13 protein-coding genes are annotated in these 17,138 nt (G+C 65.8%); 8 read left to right on the plus strand and 5 right to left on the minus strand.

What is annotated here, in order from left to right:
* Positions 1-30 precede the first annotated feature (30 nt).
* From EHH60_RS04610 to panE, 3 genes are all read left to right on the plus strand, one after another.
* The gene (locus EHH60_RS04610) at positions 31-801 is read left to right on the plus strand and encodes a DUF502 domain-containing protein (protein WP_124158259.1); all 771 of its coding nucleotides are present in this window, start codon (positions 31-33) and stop codon (positions 799-801) included.
* 101 nt (positions 802-902) lie between these two features.
* A complete protein-coding gene (locus EHH60_RS04615; RefSeq protein ID WP_124158260.1) occupies positions 903-1,760 on the plus strand; it encodes an NAD(P)-dependent oxidoreductase in 858 nt (285 codons plus the stop codon).
* A gap of 232 nt (positions 1,761-1,992) precedes the next feature.
* Complete coding sequence (gene panE, locus EHH60_RS04620) at positions 1,993-2,922, plus strand: 2-dehydropantoate 2-reductase (RefSeq protein ID WP_124158261.1); 930 nt, start codon at positions 1,993-1,995, stop codon at positions 2,920-2,922.
* On the opposite strand, the gene recG is transcribed toward panE, so the two are convergent.
* On the minus strand, positions 2,919-5,027 hold the full coding sequence (recG, locus tag EHH60_RS04625) for an ATP-dependent DNA helicase RecG (RefSeq protein ID WP_124158351.1): 2,109 nt from the start codon (positions 5,025-5,027) through the stop codon (positions 2,919-2,921). The genes panE and recG overlap by 4 nt on opposite strands.
* A 255-nt stretch (positions 5,028-5,282) precedes the next feature.
* On the opposite strand from recG, the gene EHH60_RS04630 reads away from it, so the two are divergent.
* The 4 genes from EHH60_RS04630 to EHH60_RS04645 all read left to right on the plus strand — a co-directional run bounded on the left by EHH60_RS04630 (position 5,283) and on the right by EHH60_RS04645 (position 10,861).
* A complete protein-coding gene (locus EHH60_RS04630; RefSeq protein ID WP_124158262.1) occupies positions 5,283-5,573 on the plus strand; it encodes an FAD assembly factor SdhE in 291 nt (96 codons plus the stop codon).
* The gene (gene mfd, locus EHH60_RS04635; RefSeq protein ID WP_124158263.1) at positions 5,570-9,088 is read left to right on the plus strand and encodes a transcription-repair coupling factor; all 3,519 of its coding nucleotides are present in this window, start codon (positions 5,570-5,572) and stop codon (positions 9,086-9,088) included. Before EHH60_RS04630 ends, mfd begins: the two co-directional genes overlap by 4 nt.
* 245 nt (positions 9,089-9,333) lie before the next feature.
* A complete protein-coding gene (locus tag EHH60_RS04640) occupies positions 9,334-9,543 on the plus strand; it encodes a cold-shock protein (RefSeq protein ID WP_124158264.1) in 210 nt (69 codons plus the stop codon).
* Between the two features lie 187 nt (positions 9,544-9,730).
* A complete protein-coding gene (locus tag EHH60_RS04645) occupies positions 9,731-10,861 on the plus strand; it encodes an acyl-CoA desaturase (RefSeq protein WP_199751302.1) in 1,131 nt (376 codons plus the stop codon).
* 62 nt (positions 10,862-10,923) lie between these two features.
* Here the strand turns inward: EHH60_RS04645 and EHH60_RS04650 are convergent, their stop codons facing one another.
* The 3 genes from EHH60_RS04650 to EHH60_RS04660 all read right to left on the minus strand — a co-directional run bounded on the left by EHH60_RS04650 (position 10,924) and on the right by EHH60_RS04660 (position 15,584).
* Complete coding sequence (locus EHH60_RS04650) at positions 10,924-12,147, minus strand: GGDEF domain-containing protein (RefSeq protein WP_124158266.1); 1,224 nt, start codon at positions 12,145-12,147, stop codon at positions 10,924-10,926.
* An 85-nt stretch (positions 12,148-12,232) separates the two neighbouring features.
* Positions 12,233-13,735 (minus strand): class I adenylate-forming enzyme family protein, encoded by a 1,503-nt coding sequence (locus EHH60_RS04655; protein ID WP_124158267.1) that lies wholly within the window; start codon positions 13,733-13,735, stop codon positions 12,233-12,235.
* 4 nt (positions 13,736-13,739) lie between these two features.
* Entirely contained in the window at positions 13,740-15,584 is a 1,845-nt protein-coding gene (locus EHH60_RS04660) for an extracellular solute-binding protein (protein WP_199751303.1), read from the minus strand.
* A gap of 258 nt (positions 15,585-15,842) precedes the next feature.
* Here EHH60_RS04660 and EHH60_RS04665 point away from each other — a divergent pair, with 258 nt between their 5' ends.
* Positions 15,843-16,661, plus strand: coding sequence for an invasion associated locus B family protein (locus tag EHH60_RS04665; RefSeq protein WP_124158269.1), 819 nt, complete (start codon positions 15,843-15,845; stop codon positions 16,659-16,661).
* A 72-nt stretch (positions 16,662-16,733) separates the two neighbouring features.
* Here the strand turns inward: EHH60_RS04665 and hspQ are convergent, their stop codons facing one another.
* Complete coding sequence (hspQ, locus tag EHH60_RS04670; protein ID WP_124158270.1) at positions 16,734-17,066, minus strand: heat shock protein HspQ; 333 nt, start codon at positions 17,064-17,066, stop codon at positions 16,734-16,736.
* Positions 17,067-17,138: the final 72 nt, after the last annotated feature.

Here is a 17,138-nt window from a genome sequence, read left to right on the forward strand (position 1 = left end):
CTTGTTTGCAGCGACCGACCTGGAACCCGAATGACCCCCCGCGACGACGCGCCTGCGCCTCTTGAGCCTGTTCCGGAACCGCATACCGGCCTGATCGGCCGTTTCCGCAATTATTTCCTGACCGGCCTCGTAGTGACGGGACCGATCGCGATCACCCTCTATCTGGTCTGGTGGTTCGTCACCTGGGTCGACGGCGTGGTGCGGCCATTTGTGCCGCTGGCCTACCGACCCGAAACCTATCTGCCCTACGTCATTCCCGGCTGGGGACTGGTCGTCGCATTCTTCACGCTGACGCTGGTCGGCTTCCTGGCGGCCAATCTGATCGGCCGGACGCTGGTCGACGTCGGCGAGACCTTCCTCGGCCGGATCCCGGCCGTGCGTGCCATCTATCGCGGCCTGAAGCAGGTGTTCGAGACGCTGTTCTCGGGCAAGGGCTCGAGCTTCCGGAAAGTGGGCTTGGTCGAGTTTCCCTCGCCGGGCATGTGGTCGATCGTGCTGATCTCGCAATCGCCGAACGAGGACATCGCGCGCAACCTGCCGGGCCAGGAGGAGCACGTCTCGGTGTTCCTGCCGTGCTCGCCGAACCCGACGACCGGCTTCTTCTTCTATGTCCCGAAGAGCAAGATCATCGAGGTCGATCTCACCGCCGAGGATGCCGCGACGCTGATCATGTCGGCCGGCGTGGTGCAGCCGGGCTCGGCCCCCGATCCGAAGAAGGCGGCGGCGCTTGCCGGCGTCGCCAATGCCGCGCGCATCGCCAATGCCTCCAAGCTCCAGCCCGAGCCTGCGAAGGCGGAGTAGGGCCATTCCCCCGCGGGATGGCCGCGTTCACGCAGGCGTTTTCGTCATCTGCTACTCTCCGATTGACCGGGCGCCTCGCTCGGAACGATTTGGAGTGCACGATGTCCAAGACCATTGCGATCCTCGCGCCCGGTGCCATGGGCAGCGCCGTTGCCCGTCGACTCAACGAACATGGCGCGCGCGTGCTGACCTGCTTGAAGGGACGCAGCGAGGCGACGCTGAAGCGCGCGGCAGACGCCGGCATGGTCGGCGCCGAGGACGAGGCGATCGCCGAGGCCGACATCATCCTCTCGATCGTGCCGCCGGGCGAAGCCGTCGCGCTGGCTGAGCGGCTGGCCGCGCTGATCGTCAGGCGCGAGAAGAAGCCGATCCTGGTCGATTGCAACGCCGTCAATGTCGATACCGTGCAAAGGATCGAGGAGATCATCGGCTCGGCCCAGGCGCCGTTCGTCGATGCCGGCATTATCGGCTTCCCTCCGCAGCCGGGTGGCAAGGGCCCGGCCTTCTACATGTCCGGCGAGTTCGCCAGCGAGGTCGCCGTGCTGAAGGACTTCGGCCTCGAGGTGCGAATCGTCGAAGGCCCGGTGGGCGCGGCATCCGTTCTGAAAATGTCCTATGCCGGCATCGTCAAGGGCCTCGCCGGCATCGGCTCGGCCATGGTGATCGCGGCCACGAAAGCGGGTGCGGCTGATGCGCTGCGCGACGAGCTTGCGCTCAGCCAGCCGGCGATCCTGGCGCGGCTCGAAGTGGCGCTGCCCGACATGATCCCGAAAGCCTATCGCTGGGTCGCGGAGATGCGGGAGATTTCCGGCTTCCTCGGGCTCGATCACCCGGCCAGCCAGATCTACGAGGGCTTTGCGCGCTGGTTCGAGCATCTCGCGGCGGATGCGACAGGTGAGGCGGTTGATGCGGAGCTGATGAAGGCATTCGCTGCGAGCATCGCGCAGAAGAAGACCTAGTCGTCAGGGACTGCCGAAAACGACTCCAGAAAGCCTTGGACGTCCCGGTCGCGTTTCAAACGTACAACGTGTGCCGAACTCCACCCACATCGCCATTGCGAGCGAAGCGAAGCAATCCAGAATCTTTCCGCGGAGAGACTCTGGATTGCTCGCTTCGCTCGCAATGACGGGGAGGAGACGGCGCGAGCCCCATCTGTTACTATTCTGCGGAAGCAGGCGCATCGGAGTTCGAATGAGAGTGCTGGTGATCGGCGCGGGCGCGCTTGGCGGGTATTACGGCGCTTGCCTCGTCCGGGCAGGCCGCGACGTGACCTTCCTGGTGCGCGAGAAGCGGGCCGAGCAATTGCGGCGGAATGGATTGCAGGTCGTGAGCCCGCACGGCGACTTCGCGGTGCAACCGAAGCTTCTTGCGGCCGGTGAACTCAAGGAGCCGTTCGACGTCATGCTCGTCGGCGTGAAGGCCTATTCGCTGGATGACGCGATGAGCCAGTTTGCGCCCGCCGTCGGTCCTGACACGATGATCCTGCCGATCCTGAACGGGTTGAAACATCTCGACACTCTCACCGCCAGGTTCGGCGCGGCTCGTGTCCTCGGCGGGCTCGCGAATGTCAGCGCCGGGCTCGATGCGGAGGGCCGGGTCGTTCACTTCATGGCCAATCAGACCATCGTCTTCGGCGAGATCGCGGGCGCACTGAGCGAACGTGCGCTCGCCCTGGAAAAGCTGCTCCAGATCCCCGGGATCGACGTGCGCGCCAGCGAAGCGATCATGCAGGACATGTGGGAGAAGTTCGTTCAGCTCTCGACGCTCGCCGGCATCACCTGCCTGATGCGCGCGAGCATCGGAGACATCCTGGCCGTCCCCAACGGGGAGCAGTCCATCTTCCGCCTGTTCGCCGAATGCTGCGCCATTGCGACGGCCTCCGGTTTTGCGCCGCGCGATCCGTTCATCGAGTTCGACCGAAAGCTGTTTACGACCCTGGACTCGCCGCTCAAGGCCTCGATGCTGCGCGACATCGAGCGCGGCTCGATCACCGAGGCAGAGCACATCCTGGGCGATATGGCCAATCGCGCCCGTGCGCTCGGCATCGACACGCCGCTGCTGGATCTCGCCCGCGCGCATGTGGCGGCCTACGAGGTTGGGCGACGAAGAGCGGCCGGCTAACCCGCCCCGATCAGCGGGATCGCCTCGTCCCGCTCGTACAGATACAGCAGGCAGCGCAGCGCCTCGCCGCGCTCGCCTTTCAGCTTCGGATCCTCTTTAAGGATCCGCAGCGCCTCGTCTCTCGCCTGGGCGATCAGCTGGCCGTGCACCTCCGGGCGCGCGATGCGATAGCCGGGCAGGCCGCTCTGGCGCACGCCCAGCACGTCGCCTTCGCCGCGTAGCTTCAGGTCCTCCTCGGCGATGCGGAAGCCGTCGGTGGTCTCGCGGATCACTTTCAGCCGCGCCTTCGACATCTCGCCGAGTGGCTCGCCATAGAGCAGAATGCAGGTCGAGGCTTCGGAGCCGCGTCCGATGCGGCCGCGGAGCTGGTGCAGCTGGGCAAGGCCGAAACGCTCGGCGTTCTCGATCACCATGATGGTCGCGGCGGGCACGTCGACGCCGACCTCGACAACGGTGGTCGCGACAAGGAGCCCGATCTCATGGGCGGCGAACTGGCCCATGACGCGATCCTTCTCGGTGCCCTTCATCTGGCCGTGAACGAGGCCGACACGCCCGCCGAAACGTTTTTGCAGGCTCTCGAACCGCTTGGTCGCATTGGTGAGATGCTCGGTGCCTTCGGCCTCGGATTCATCCACCAGCGGGCAGATCCAGTAGACCAGCTTGCCGGCTTCGAGCGCGCGGCCGACCCCCTCCATGACCTCGCTGATCCGGCTCATCGGCACCGCGCGGGTGTCGATCGGCTGGCGGCCGGCGGGCTTCTCGCGCAGCTCGGAGATGTCCATGTCGCCGAAATAGGTCAGCACCAGCGTACGCGGAATCGGCGTCGCGCTCAGCACCAGCACGTCGACCGCCTCGCCCTTGGACGTCAGCGCGAGCCGTTCGCGCACGCCGAACCGATGCTGCTCGTCGACGACGGCGAGCGCGAGATCATGGAAGATCACATCGTCCTGGATCAGCGCATGGGTGCCGACGAGGAGATCGATCTCGCCTGCGGCGAGCCGGGCGATGATCTCACGCCGTTCCTTGCCTTTCTCGCGGCCGGTGAGGATGGCGACGCGCATGCCGGCGCGCTCGGCGAGCGGGGCAATGGTCTTGATGTGCTGACGCGCCAGAATTTCGGTCGGCGCCATCAGCGCGGCCTGCTTGCCGACTTCGGCGACGGCGGCGGCTGCGAGCAGCGCCACCACGGTCTTGCCGGACCCGACGTCGCCCTGGAGCAGCCGCAGCATGCGGACGGGCTGCTTCAGATCCTCGGCGATGGCGGCCGCAGCGCTGCGCTGGGATGGGGTGAGCGCGTAAGGAAGGGCGTCGATGATCTTGTTGCGCAGGTGCCCGTCGCCGGCATTGCGGACGCCGGCGGGGCGGCGCAGCTGTGCGCGGATCAGGGCCAGCGCGAGCTGGCCGGCCAGGAGCTCGTCGAAGGCGAGGCGCGACCAGAACGGCTGGTCCGGCAATATGTCGGTCAGCTCGACCGGCTGGTGCACGCGGTTGAGTGCTTCCGCGATCGGCGGGAAGTGGCAGCGGCGCAGCACCTCAGGGCTGATCCATTCCGGCAAGGCAGGAAGCTTCTGCAACGCCTGCGCGATCGCGCGGCGGAGCGAGCCGAGCGCGAGACCCTCGGTCAGAGGATAGACCGGATCGATGCCCGACAGTTTCGAGATCGCCTCCTCGTCGAGCACGCGGTCCGGATGGACGATCTGCGGGATGCCGTCGTACATCTGCAGCGTGCCGGAGACGTAGCGCTTCTCGCCGACCGGCAGCAGTTTTTCGACATAGCCCGGATTGGCGCGGAAGAACGTGAGCACGACATCGCCTGTATCGTCGCTGGCGTAGACGAGATACGGCGCGCGCGCGTTGCGCGGCGGGGGCGGGCGGTGGCGATCGACGGTAACTTCCAGCGTCACCGTGGTTCCAACCACCGCGTCGCGGATCTTCGGCCGGGCCCGGCGGTCGATGACCTGGCTCGGCAGATGCAGCAGCAGGTCGACCAGCCGGGGCGTCTCGCTGCGGCTGAGCAGGTACTGCAACAGCTTGTCCTGCTTCGGACCGACGCCGGGCAGGCTGGTCACGGGAGCAAACAGCGGATTGAGCAGGCTGGGGCGCATTCGTGCAACAATCGTCATGCGCGGGCTCGACCCGCGCATCCATCTATTCACGAGGATGGATTGCCGGGTCCCGGCTCCGCAAGGGGCTTCGCCGGGCTCCCGATAGCAGGCCGGCGAAGCTTTGCGAAGACGGCAAGCCCGGCAATGACGACCGTAAACAATTGCAACAACAAAGGGCTGACACGGCCGCCTCGAGTGGCTATATCACCCCGGCCCGGCACGTCCGGGCTTTCTGCGTTTGGCTGGATTTGAGACATGACGGGAACGACACGATCGAGCGACGGGCTGGACGACCGCCGCAAGCGGCTTCTGTTCCGCTGCTGGCACCGCGGCACGCGTGAGATGGACCTGATCCTCGGCCGTTTCGCGGATGCCGAGATCGGCAACTTGTCCGATGACGAGCTGAGCCAGCTCGAGACCTTGCTCGAGGTCAACGATCCCGATCTCTATGCCGCCATCACCGGCGACAAGGTGCTGCCGGCCGATGTCACCGGTGCGCTGTTCGCCCGCATCAAGGCGTTTCCGATCACGGACGGCAATCTATGAAGCAGGGGATGAAGTCGCCGGCTGAGCTGCTCACGCCCGGCCGCGCGCTGACGCTTGCCAATGTCGCCGAGGGCGCCGAAGGTCTCGTCGTCTCCGATCTCGCCCGCGCCATCGCGGCGCGGCCGAAGAAGCCGGCCGTCAGCCTTGCGGTCGTGTGCCGCGACGGCGGGCGCATGCAGCAGCTCGAACGCGCGCTGAGATTCTTCGCGCCGGATCTGCCGGCGCTGACCTTTCCGGCCTGGGACTGCCAGCCCTATGACCGCGTCTCGCCGCATGGCGGCATCCTGGCGCAGCGCCTGACCACGCTGGCGCGACTCGCCTCGCTCACCGGCAGCGACAAGCCGCTGATCGTGCTGACCACGGTGAACGCGGTGGTGCAGCGCGTGCCCGCGCGCGAACTCGTCGCGGCGCAGGCGCTGTCGGTCGCGCCGGGCAATGTGGTGCCGATGGACACCGTCGTCGCCTGGCTCGAGCACAACGGCTACAACCGTTCCTCGACCGTGCGCGAGCCCGGCGAATACGCCGTGCGCGGCGGCATCCTCGATCTGTTTCCGGCCGGCCTCGAACAGCCGGTCCGTTTCGACTTCTTCGGCGACAGCCTGGAATCGATCCGCAGCTTCGACGCCGAGACCCAGCGCACGCTGCTCGACATGCGCTCGCTCGACCTCGTGCCGGTCTCGGAATTCCAGCTCGTCACCGATACCATCCGCCGTTTCCGCATGGGCTATGTCGCCGAGTTCGGCGCGCCCGAGCGCGACGATGCGCTGTATGAAGCGGTCAGCGAAGGCCGCCGCCATCCCGGCATGGAGCACTGGCTGCCGCTGTTCCAGGACCGGATGGACACGCTGTTCGACTATCTGCAGGGCGCGACTGTTGCGATCGAGCCGCAGGCCGAGGATGCCGTCCGCGAGCGCTTCAAGCAGATCCTCGACTACTACCAGGCCCGGCGCGAGGCGATGGAGCATCCCGGCGGCGGCGCGATCTACAAGCCGCTGCCGCCCGATCGGCTCTACCTGACCGACGAGGAATGGGGCAAGCGCCTCGGCGATATCCCGTTGGCGCGGCTGACGCCGTTCTCCGTGCCGACTGACGGAACGAGTGTCGTCGATGCCGGCGCGCGCAAGGGCCGCGACTTCGCCCCGGAGCGCAACGACACCGCCATCAACGTGTTCGAATCCGTCGTCGCGCACGTGATGGCCTTGCAAGCCCAGCGCAAGAAGGTCGTGATCGCGCTCTGGACCGAAGGCTCGCGTGACCGCATGACGTCGATGTTGCGCGATCACAAGCTCGCCCACACCGTCAGCGTCAACAGCTGGCGGACGGTGCAGGCGACGCCGCGCAACGAGACCATGCTCGCCGTGCTCGGCCTCGAAAGCGGTTTCGAGACCGACGAGATCGCCCTCATCAGCGAGCAGGACATTCTCGGCGACCGCCTGGTGCGGCCGCGCAAGGCCAGCCGCAAGCTCGACAATTTCATCTCGGAGGTAACGAGCCTTGCTGCCGGCGACATCGTCGTCCACGTCGAGCACGGCATCGGCCGCTTCATCGGCCTGCAAACCCTGGATGTCGCCGGCGCGCCGCATGACTGCCTCGAGCTGCACTATGCCGCCGAGACCAAGCTGTTTCTCCCGGTCGAGAACATCGAGCTGCTGTCCCGTTACGGCTCCGACCAGACCACGGTCGAGCTCGACCGCCTCGGTGGCTCGGGATGGCAGACCCGCAAGGCGAAGCTGAAAAATCGCATCCGCGAGATCGCGGGCGAGCTGATCAAGATCGCCGCCGAGCGCATGCTGCACGAGGCGCCCAAATTGCCCGTGCAGCAGGGCCTCTATGACGAGTTCTGCGCGCGCTTCCCCTATGACGAGACCGAGGACCAGCTCGGCGCCATCGAGTCCACGCTGAAGGACCTCGAAAAGGGCCGGCCCATGGACCGGCTGATCTGCGGCGACGTCGGCTTCGGCAAGACGGAAGTCGCGCTGCGCGCCGCCTTTGCGGTCGCGCTCGACGGCAAGCAGGTCGCGGTGGTGGTGCCGACCACGCTGCTCGCCCGGCAGCACCACAGGACCTTCACCGAGCGCTTCAAGGGCTTTCCGGTCAACGTGGCGCAGGCCTCGCGGCTGATCCCGACCAAGGAGCTGAACCAGGTCAAGAAGGGCCTCGCCGACGGCTCCGTCGACATCGTCGTCGGCACCCATGCGCTGCTCGGCAAGACGATCAAGTTCCGCGACCTTGGCCTGCTCATCGTCGACGAGGAGCAGCATTTCGGCGTCAGCCACAAGGAGCGGCTGAAGGCGCTCCGTGCCGAGGTGCACGTGCTGACGCTGTCGGCGACGCCGATCCCGCGGACGCTGCAGCTGGCGCTCACCGGCGTGCGCGAGCTCTCGATCATCGCCTCGCCTCCGGTGGATCGCTTGGCAGTGCGTACCTTCGTCGCCCCGCATGATCCCCTGATGATCCGCGAAGCGCTCTTGCGCGAGCGCTATCGCGGCGGTCAGGCGTTCTACGTGGTGCCGCGCATCGACGATCTCGCCGAGGTCAAGGACTTCCTCGACAAGAACGTGCCGGAGATGAAGGTCGCGGTCGCGCACGGCCAGATGCCGCCCGCCGTGATCGAGGACATCATGACCGCGTTCTACGACGGCAAGTTCGACATTCTGCTGTCGACCACGATCGTCGAGTCCGGCCTCGACATCCCCAACGCCAACACGCTGATCGTGCACCGCGCCGACATGTTCGGCCTGGCCCAGCTCTATCAGCTGCGCGGCCGCGTCGGCCGCTCCAAGCTGCGGGCCTATGCGCTGTTCACGCTGCCGGCGCAGCAGAAGATCACGGCGCAGGCCGAACGCCGGCTCACGGTGCTGCAATCGCTGGAGACGCTGGGCGCAGGCTTCCAGCTCGCTTCCCACGATCTCGACATTCGCGGCGCAGGCAATCTCCTGGGCGAGGAGCAGTCCGGCCATATCAAGGAAGTCGGCTTCGAGCTCTATCAATCGATGCTGGAGGAGGCGATCGTCAACCTCAAGGCCGGCGTCTCCGAGCCTGCAGCCGACCGCTGGTCGCCGCAGATCACCATCGGCATGCCCGTGCTGATTCCCGAGGACTATGTCAGCGATCTCTCGGTGCGGCTGTCGCTGTACCGGCGCCTTGCCGATCTCGATACCGAGGAGGAGATCGAGAATTTCGGCGCGGAGATGCGCGACCGGTTCGGCGTGCTGCCGGACGAGGTGCGTTATCTCTTCAAGGTCGCCGCGATCAAGGCGTTCTGCCGCAGAGCCAATGTCGAGAAGATCGATGCCGGTCCAAAGGGCGCCGTCATCGCCTTCCGCGACAATTCCTTCGCCAATCCCGACCGCCTCGTGACCTTCATCCGCAGCCACGGCCAGGCCGCCAAGGTGCGGCCCGACATGAAGGTTGTGTTCCTGCAGGACTGGGAGACCCCGGAAGAGCGTCTCGCCGGCACCACGGAGATCATGCGGCAGCTGGCGCAGCTCGCGGAGAGCAAGAAGGCGGCGTAAGCGGCTAGTCCAGCCAAGTGCGAACAGCGCGAACAGCGCACCGCACTTGGACCCGAAGGGGGCGACATATCGTCACTTGCGGAATGACTAATAGATAGCCATGTTCGGATCTTCGAGTTTCGGCCGAACGACTTGGCCTCGCCGCTGTTTGCGCGCCTGACTGATGACCCTCCCTCCAGATCTCGAATTCACTGACCGCACTCCTGTGCGGCTCTAAAGACTTATCTATCTAAAGGACACTCCCCATGACGACGGGAACTGTGAAGTGGTTCAACAGCCAGAAGGGCTTCGGTTTCATTCAGCCGGACCAGGGAGGCCAGGACGTTTTCGTTCATATCAGCGCGGTTGAACGTGCGGGCATGAGCTCCCTCGACGAGGGTCAGAAGGTTTCCTTCGACGTCGTTGCAGACCGCCGGACCGGCAAGTCTGCTGCGGACAATCTGCGCGCCGCATAAGCTGCCGCAGCCGGCGCTTGTCGCTTTGACCATGGATGTATTGGCAGAGCTTCAGGTTCTTGCGACCCGCGACTGGTTTACCGGCCGCGGGTTTTTTGCACCGCATGCGCGGTGGTCTGCCCATCGAAACAGCTGAGGTTCGAGCGTGTCCGTGAATATCGAGCAAAGCCGCGAACATGATGACGTCATGTATCCGCAGGTGCTGCCATTTCTGTTGATCCACGCAGGATGCGCCGCGGCGGTCTGGTCCGGCATTTCGTGGCAAGCCGTCGCAATCTGCATCGTTCTGTATTGGCTGCGCATGTTTGCGATCACGGCCGGATATCACCGGTACTTTTCGCATCGGGCCTACGCGACGAGCCGGGTGTTTCAATTCGTCCTTGCCTTCCTTGCCCAGAGCAGCGCTCAGAAAAGCGTTCTGTGGTGGGCTGCCAAGCATCGCCATCACCACCTGCACTCGGATACGGCGCAGGATGTGCATTCACCCCGGCACAAGGGCTTCTTGTACAGCCATGTCGGTTGGATATTCTATCGGCAGCACGACGGGACCGACCTGGTGAAAGTGTCGGATCTGGCGTCGTATCCCGAGTTGATGTGGCTGCACAGACTGGAGCTTTTGCCGGCGGTCGTGCTCGCGGGGCTCTGCTTCCTCATCGGCGGGTGGTCGGGACTCGTGGTCGGATTCCTCTGGAGCACCGTGGTTCTGTATCACGCTACGTTCTGCATCAACTCGCTCGCACATGTTCATGGACACAAGCGGTATGTGACGGGCGATGACTCTCGAAACAACTGGCTGCTCGCATTACTGACGATGGGCGAGGGGTGGCACAACAACCACCACGCCTATCAGGCCAGCGCCCGGCAGGGCTTCTACTGGTATGAAATCGATCTGACCTATTATGTTCTGGTGGTGATGTCCTGGCTCGGAATTGTCTGGGATCTGAAGACGCCACCCGTGCAGGTTCTGCGCAACGAGCATCGGCTGGGATCGCGCGCGATAAGGCAAGCGGCCGAGCAGCTTGCCGGCCGCTTCAATCCCGAACACATCGCGTCGGCGATCAAGACATCGATTCATGAAACCGAATTGTCGCTGCGGGACGCGCTCCTTCTGTTGCAGCAGCGAGCCGACTTGCGTTTGCCCAGCGTGCCGACTCGCGACCAGCTGCTGGCCGAAGCGCAGCGCATGTTCGCGAAGACGATCTCTCTGGAGGACATTGTCGATCGCGCCCACGAACTCCTGAGCGACTCCGTTAGCTTTCTCCTGGTCACTCCCGCCCAGCCGGTCCACGCGAAATCGACGGCGAATGGTGGCGTTTAGTCTGGCGCAGACGTAGCGGCAGGCATCAACGACCCCGTCAAGTCAGGAGATGCTTCAAACGGCTAGGATGCCGCCCGCGACGCGTCGGCGGACAGCCGCGCCAGCAGCGACCGCGCTGTATCCGACGGGGACAGCGAATCCACGCTGACCACGGGATCGCTGCGCATCTCGTGCTTGCCGTTCGAGGTGTGCCGCATCACCGCCGACAGACGGCGGGCGATCATGTGCGCCGTGCGGAAGTCGGTCTCCGCGAATACGACAATCACCGAACCGTCCTTCTGCGCCGCGCCAAAATCCATCTGCCGCATCAGGCGGCTGAGGATGCGCGCGGCATCGAGCTGGGCCCGGGAATTGCCGGGATCGAAAGCGAAGCGGGCGACCGAGAGGCCGCCGCCGCGGGCGAGCGCCTGTTCGACCGCCTTGGCGAAATCGCGGGCAAAGGCCTCGACCGTGAGCAGGCCGCTGCGCGGATCGAGCCAGCCGCCGGCATCGATGGAGCGCAGCGTTCGGCTCAGCTGTGATTCCATCGCGTGCTGGCGGATCAAGGGCAGCGCATTGGCGGCGACCTTCGCCGGCTCGCCCGCAATCAGCTCGAGATTGGGCAGATCATAGGTCTGCGTCAGCTGATGCGCGGTGAGGACCACCGGCAGGCTGCGGAAGCGGGTGTCCTCCGCGAGCACCGTGAGGAAGGCATCGGTCACGCGCGGGGTAAAACCGTCGGCGAGCACGACGCCGTCGAGGTCGCGGGTGTTGAGATGTTTGGCGGCGGCTTCGATCGAGAGCACGCCGACCACGCCGACGCGCTCGCCGAGCGCGACGGAGAGCGCGGGATAGGCTGCGCCACGACCGATCAGGAGCACGGTGGCATCGCGTGCGGGATCGCCGTCCGGCAGCGCGACCTTCGCTTCCGGCAGCCGGCGCAGAACCGTTGCATGCAGTGTGCGCACGCGTAGCGCCGCACGGAGCCGCGCGATCAGGCGCTCGGGATTGCCGCCGCGCGAGGAGAAGGGCAGGGCGTTGTGCGGCAGCGTGCCCGCCGCATCCAGCGTCACGAAGGGAACGTAAGGCGATTGGTCGGCGATCTTCTTTGCGAGCGCGGCCACATGCGGCTCGTGTCCGGCATGCAGCGCAGCGAGAACCGCGGCCGGCTGCACCTCATCGACCGCGCGCGCCGCACTCGTCCAATCGGTGTCGACGACGGGAAAGAGCCGGGCTTCGTCCAGCGCTGCCGCGAAGGCGGGGCGCTCGGCATCGGACACAAACAGGATCGGGCCCGCCTGAGACATCCACAAACTCTGATCAAGCAACAGATGTCGCGCAATCTAGTTTGGCCGCCTTAATGCAGCGTCAACGGAACGCGCAAAACTATGCCTAGACCGGCCCGGAGCGGTCGCGAAAGGCCTCGACCATCAGGGGGTTAAGCCCGAGCTCGTTGAGCGCCTCGCGGGCGCGGGCATTGTCCTGGGCGCGTCCGGCCAGCCGGTGACCCGAGAGGCGGTCGGGCAGCGCCGTGAGCAGGGCGCCCTGGCCGAGCCGGCGCGCCCATTCCTGGAGATCGTTGGAGAGGAAGCGGTAGCCGCCGACGGCCATGATGCCGGAGGGCGGCGCAGTGATGCAGATCGCGCCGCTCGGACGGTCGAGCCGCGCGGCGTATCCGGTGTCGACATAGTCGCGCGGCGGCTGCGCGGTCAGCGTCTCGCCGACCGGCTGCGGCGGGGCGTAGGCCGCGATCGGCACCATCGCGCCGCGCAGGCCGAGCGTGCCCTTGGGTGTCAGCAGGACTTCGCCGGCAATGGAGGAGCCCGACTGCTCGCGCGGGGCGCCGTGCGGCCCTGGCATGACCGGTACCGGCATGCCGTCCTCGCCGCGGCGGGCTCCGAACAGTCCGGCCTCGCCGAACAGATAGACGTCGGTCAGCGGCGCATGCGGCGCGATCCAGGCATCGCTCGCCGCAACCTGCTCGGGCGCGCGCCACAGGCCGATGACGTTGCGCAACGAGGGCATCCGTGCCGCGAGGTCGGCAGCACCGAGCCGCAAGGCGAGCTGCCCCGGCGCGATCAGCACCTCGCATTCGTGCTCGTTGACCTGCTGCTCCAGCACCTCGTTCTCGAACGGGTGATGCAGCGCCAGCGTGCCGCCCGAGAGCAGCCATACCGCGAGCGAGGAGGCGAGGCCCGCGAACGACATCGGGGCGAATGTCGCCATCACGGTCGCACCCTGCCTGATGTCGGCTTCCAGCGACATGGCGAGTCCCCCGGCGATCAGGCTGAAATGCGGCCGCGGCACGGGACGGAAGCCTTCGGCGGTGACGTCGAAGGAGATCATCGCCGCCTTGCGGCCGTCCTGGATCACGGCGCGCGTGAGGCCGGGCGGGCGGGCGAGGACATCGTCGAGCGACGCCATGCCTTCCGGGAGATCGGCGCCGAAGCCGCAAACGTGACGGATGGAGAAGGCTTCGGCTGCGGCATGCATCGCGAGATCGGCATAGCTGACGCCGTCGACCGTGCTCATGGTGACGATGGCGCGCGCCGCGGTGCGGTTCAGCGCAGCGGTCAGTTCCGCGTGTCGCCAGAGCAGCGGCAGCACCGCGACGACGAGGCCGGCGCGATGGGCGGCGAGCACGGTGAGCACGAACTCGACCGTATTCGGCAGCTGGATCGCGATCACGGAATTGGCCGGAAGGCCCGATTCGACGAAATGCGCCGACAGGGCCTCGATGGCCGTATCGGCCTCGGCATAGGTCATCCGCCGCGGCTGGTGCCCGGTCACGCGCGCCTTGTTGAGGGGATCGAGCAGAGCAAGCGCGTGCGGCTGCCGCATCAGCGTGCGCTGAAACAGTGTGTCGAGCGTCGGCGAAATTGCTGGCTGGTTCACGGCGTCACTTTGCTTGATGAGCTTGCGGCTGCCTCTTCGACCACCAGGTCTCCGGCAAATAGCCCGAGAGCGAGGTGACCTTGGGCCGTTCTATCCGATTCCAGCGCGCGATCCATTGCTCGGAGACGTTAAACAGCGGGATTGTGTAGAAGCCCGCGATCAGAGCGCGGTCGAGCGCCCGCACCGCCGGGACGAAATCCGTACGTTCACGGGCCTCCAGCAGGGCGGCGATCATGGCATCCACCGCGGGATCCCTGGCGCCCATGTAATTGCGGGTGCCGGGATTGTCCGCGGCAGCACTGCCCCAATAGAAATATTGCTCGTTGCCGGGCGAGAGCGACTGGTCCCAGCGGTTCTGGATCATGTCGAACTCGTAAGCGAGCCGGCGCTGGTCGAACTGCACGGGATCGACCGAGCGAACGGTCGGCTCGATGCCGGCGCGCTTGAGGTCACGCTGGAAGGCGAGCGCGATGCGCTCCTGATCGCGGGTCGTGACCATGATCTCGAAGGTGAAGGGCGCCTTGGTCGCGCGGTTGCGCAGCACGTTGCCGTTGAGCTCGTAGCCGGCCTCCGACAACAGCTTTAGCGCGGCGCGCAGCGTGGTGCGGTCGCGGCCCGACCCGTCGGTGACCGGCAGGCGATAACTGCCATCCATGATATCGGGCGGAATCCGTGCGGCGAACGGCTTGAGCAGCTCGCGTTCGCGTGCATCCGCCGGGCGGCCATAGGCCGACAGGTCCGAGCCGGCGAAATAGCCGGCGACGCGCGAGTAGAGGCCAAAGAAGTAGTTGCGGTTGACCAGCTCGAAATCGAACAGCAGCGTCAGGGCCTGGCGCACCCGGATGTCGGCGAAGATCGGACGGCGGGTGTTGAACACCAGGAATTCGGAAGGTTGCGGCACGCCGGGCTTGACGGTGTCGCGGATCACTTCGCCGCTTCGCGCGGCTGGAAAATCGTAGCCGTCGTGCCAGCGCAGCGGCTCGTGCTCGATGCGGAAATCGTAGAGGCCGCGTTTGAACGCTTCGAACTGGCCGTTGGCCTCGCGAAAATAATCGAGCCGGATCTCGTCGAAATTGTAGAGCCCTCGGTTGATGGCGAGGTCGCGGCCCCAATAGTCGGGATTGCGGGTGAGCGTCACGCTGGCTCCGGGCTTCACGGCCGTGACCCGATAAGGGCCCGAGCCGACCGGCGCCGTCAGCGTGGTCTCCTCGAAGGTCGCGACGTCGATTCCGTGCTTCGGCAGGATCGGCATCAGGCCGAGAATCAACGGCAGCTCGCGGTCGTTGGCACCTGCGAGATCGAAGCGGACGGTGAGGGGATCGAGCGCCGCGGCCTTGACAACTTTGGCGTAATACTGCCGGAGGTTGGGGCGGCCGTGGTCGCGCAGCAGCTGCCAGGAGAACAGCACGTCCTCGGCCGCGACCTGCCTGCCGTCGGAGAAGCGGGCGCGCGGATCGAGGCGGAAGGTGACGAAGCTCCGCTCGTCGTCGGTTTCGACCGTCCTGGCGAGCAGGCCGTAGAGCGTGAACGGCTCGTCATTGCCGCGTGCCAGCAGGCTCTCGACCACGTAGCCCCGCATCTGCTGTACGGGCAACCCTCTCACGATGAAGGGATTGAGGCTGTCGAAGGTTCCGAGAACACCCCAGGTCAAGCGGCCGCCCTTGGGGGCATCGGGGTTGGCGTAGGGCATGTGGGTGAAGTCGACCGGCATTGCCGGCTTGCCGTGCATGGCGATGGCATGAGCCTCCTCCGCCCGGGCGGCGCGTGCCGAAAGTCCGGTGACCACAGCGAGGGCGAGAACGCAGAGGCGGACGCCGAAGCCTTCGAGAAGGCACTGGAACATGAACATCGGCACACGGTGATTCGACGACCGGCGGGCCTGAATCCTATCACAGGGAATTTGGTGGGGCGTTGGCGCCAAGCCGGCCAAAGGCGGTTGTCGGCATTGATCTTTTCGTCGGCCACGTTAAAAGGCGGCAATCGCGCAAGAGCGTCGAGCCCGTCACCTATCCGCCTCAATTGACGGGGAGAGAGCCGCGCCCAAGGCGGCCAGGTTCGGCGCTTCGGAGCGGTTCGGGCACTTCCCGTTCAGAAAGGGTTTTCCGCAATGAATTTCCGTTATTTGGCCGCGTCCGTCCGGCCGCGCGGGCGACTTCTCGCCCTGTTGACGGCGACGGCGTTGGCCATTCCGTTTGCCGCCGAGGCCCAGACCCCTGCGCCAGCCCCGGGCGCACCCAAAGCGGCTCCGGCTCCGAAAGCGGCTCCCAAGGCTGCCCCCAAGGCTCCGGCACCGGCAGCGTCTCCGCAGGCTCAGCAGGCTCCCGCCCAGGGCGCTCCCGGGCAGCAGGGCGCGGCCCAGCCCGCCGACCAGCAGATCCAGCTGATCTACGCCCCCTGGACCAAGTTCTGTCTCAAGGGCCAGGATGCCAACGCCAAGCAGGTCTGCTTCACCGGCAAGGATGGCCGCATCGAATCGGGACAGCCGGTCATCGCGGCCGTCATCATCGAGCCGGAAGGAGAGCCCAAGAAGATCCTGCGCGTGACGCTGCCGCTCGGCATGCAGCTCGTGCACGGCACCCGCATCATCGTGGACAACAACCCGCCGCTGCAGCAGCCCTACGTGATCTGCTTCCAGAACGGCTGCATGTCGGATTACGAGGCCACGCCCGAGCTCATCAACAACATGAAGAAGGGGCAGAATCTCGTTGTCCAGGCGATCAACGCCAACGGCGCGCCGCTGACCCTGCCGCTGCCACTCGCCGGCGAATTCCAGAAGGCCTATGATGGTCCGCCGACCGACCCGAAGGTGTTCGAGGAAACCCAGAAGAAGCTCCAGGAAGAGCTTCAGAAGAAGGCCGACGAGCAGCGCAAGAAGCTCGAGCAGCAGGGTGGCGCGCCCGGGTCACCTCCGACCGCGCAGAAGTAATCAGGCCAGATTCCGATATGAAAAAGGCGCTCGTTTCGAGCGCCTTTTTTGCTTGCCGCCCTCCGGCGACGATCAGTTCAGTGACGAGTTGCGCGGGCGATAGCCGCCGGCCTTGTCCTTGATGAAGATCTCGGCGACCTGGGAATGCCGGACCGGCTCGCCGGAATCGTCGGGCAAGAGGTTCTGCTCGGAGACGTAGGCGACATATTCCGATTCCGCGTTCTCCGCGAGCAGGTGATAGAACGGCTGGTCCTTGTTGGGCCGCACCTCCTCGGGGATCGACAGCCACCACTCCTCGGTGTTGTTGAATTCCGGATCGATGTCGAAGATCACCCCCCGGAACGAGAAGATCCGGTGGCGAACGACCTGTCCGATCTGGAATTTCGCGGTCCGCGTTTTAATCATTCCCCGTCGATAGACCAGGATTGTGGCCGATGCTAGTGCCCTCGTCTGGAATTAACCTTCGTTTCCGGGGCG

Origin of the sequence: Bradyrhizobium sp. RP6, assembly GCF_003837805.1 — a bacterium.
GTDB lineage: Bacteria > Pseudomonadota > Alphaproteobacteria > Rhizobiales > Xanthobacteraceae > Bradyrhizobium.

What these genes read in the sequence shown, in the direction of transcription:
- EHH60_RS04615 (WP_124158260.1), top strand. Translation starts at nt 903, where the DNA reads ATGTCCAAGACCATTGCGATCCTCGCGCCCGGTGCCATGGGCAGCGCC.
- EHH60_RS04630 (WP_124158262.1), top strand. Translation starts at nt 5,283, where the DNA reads ATGACGGGAACGACACGATCGAGCGACGGGCTGGACGACCGCCGCAAG.
- EHH60_RS04665 (WP_124158269.1), top strand. Translation starts at nt 15,843, where the DNA reads ATGAATTTCCGTTATTTGGCCGCGTCCGTCCGGCCGCGCGGGCGACTT.
- EHH60_RS04660 (WP_199751303.1), bottom strand. Translation starts at nt 15,584, where the DNA reads ATGTTCATGTTCCAGTGCCTTCTCGAAGGCTTCGGCGTCCGCCTCTGC.
- EHH60_RS04645 (WP_199751302.1), top strand. Translation starts at nt 9,731, where the DNA reads ATGTATCCGCAGGTGCTGCCATTTCTGTTGATCCACGCAGGATGCGCC.
- EHH60_RS04610 (WP_124158259.1), top strand. Translation starts at nt 31, where the DNA reads ATGACCCCCCGCGACGACGCGCCTGCGCCTCTTGAGCCTGTTCCGGAA.
- panE (WP_124158261.1), top strand. Translation starts at nt 1,993, where the DNA reads ATGAGAGTGCTGGTGATCGGCGCGGGCGCGCTTGGCGGGTATTACGGC.
- EHH60_RS04640 (WP_124158264.1), top strand. Translation starts at nt 9,334, where the DNA reads ATGACGACGGGAACTGTGAAGTGGTTCAACAGCCAGAAGGGCTTCGGT.
- EHH60_RS04650 (WP_124158266.1), bottom strand. Translation starts at nt 12,147, where the DNA reads ATGTCTCAGGCGGGCCCGATCCTGTTTGTGTCCGATGCCGAGCGCCCC.
- recG (WP_124158351.1), bottom strand. Translation starts at nt 5,027, where the DNA reads ATGCGCCCCAGCCTGCTCAATCCGCTGTTTGCTCCCGTGACCAGCCTG.
- hspQ (WP_124158270.1), bottom strand. Translation starts at nt 17,066, where the DNA reads ATGATTAAAACGCGGACCGCGAAATTCCAGATCGGACAGGTCGTTCGC.
- mfd (WP_124158263.1), top strand. Translation starts at nt 5,570, where the DNA reads ATGAAGCAGGGGATGAAGTCGCCGGCTGAGCTGCTCACGCCCGGCCGC.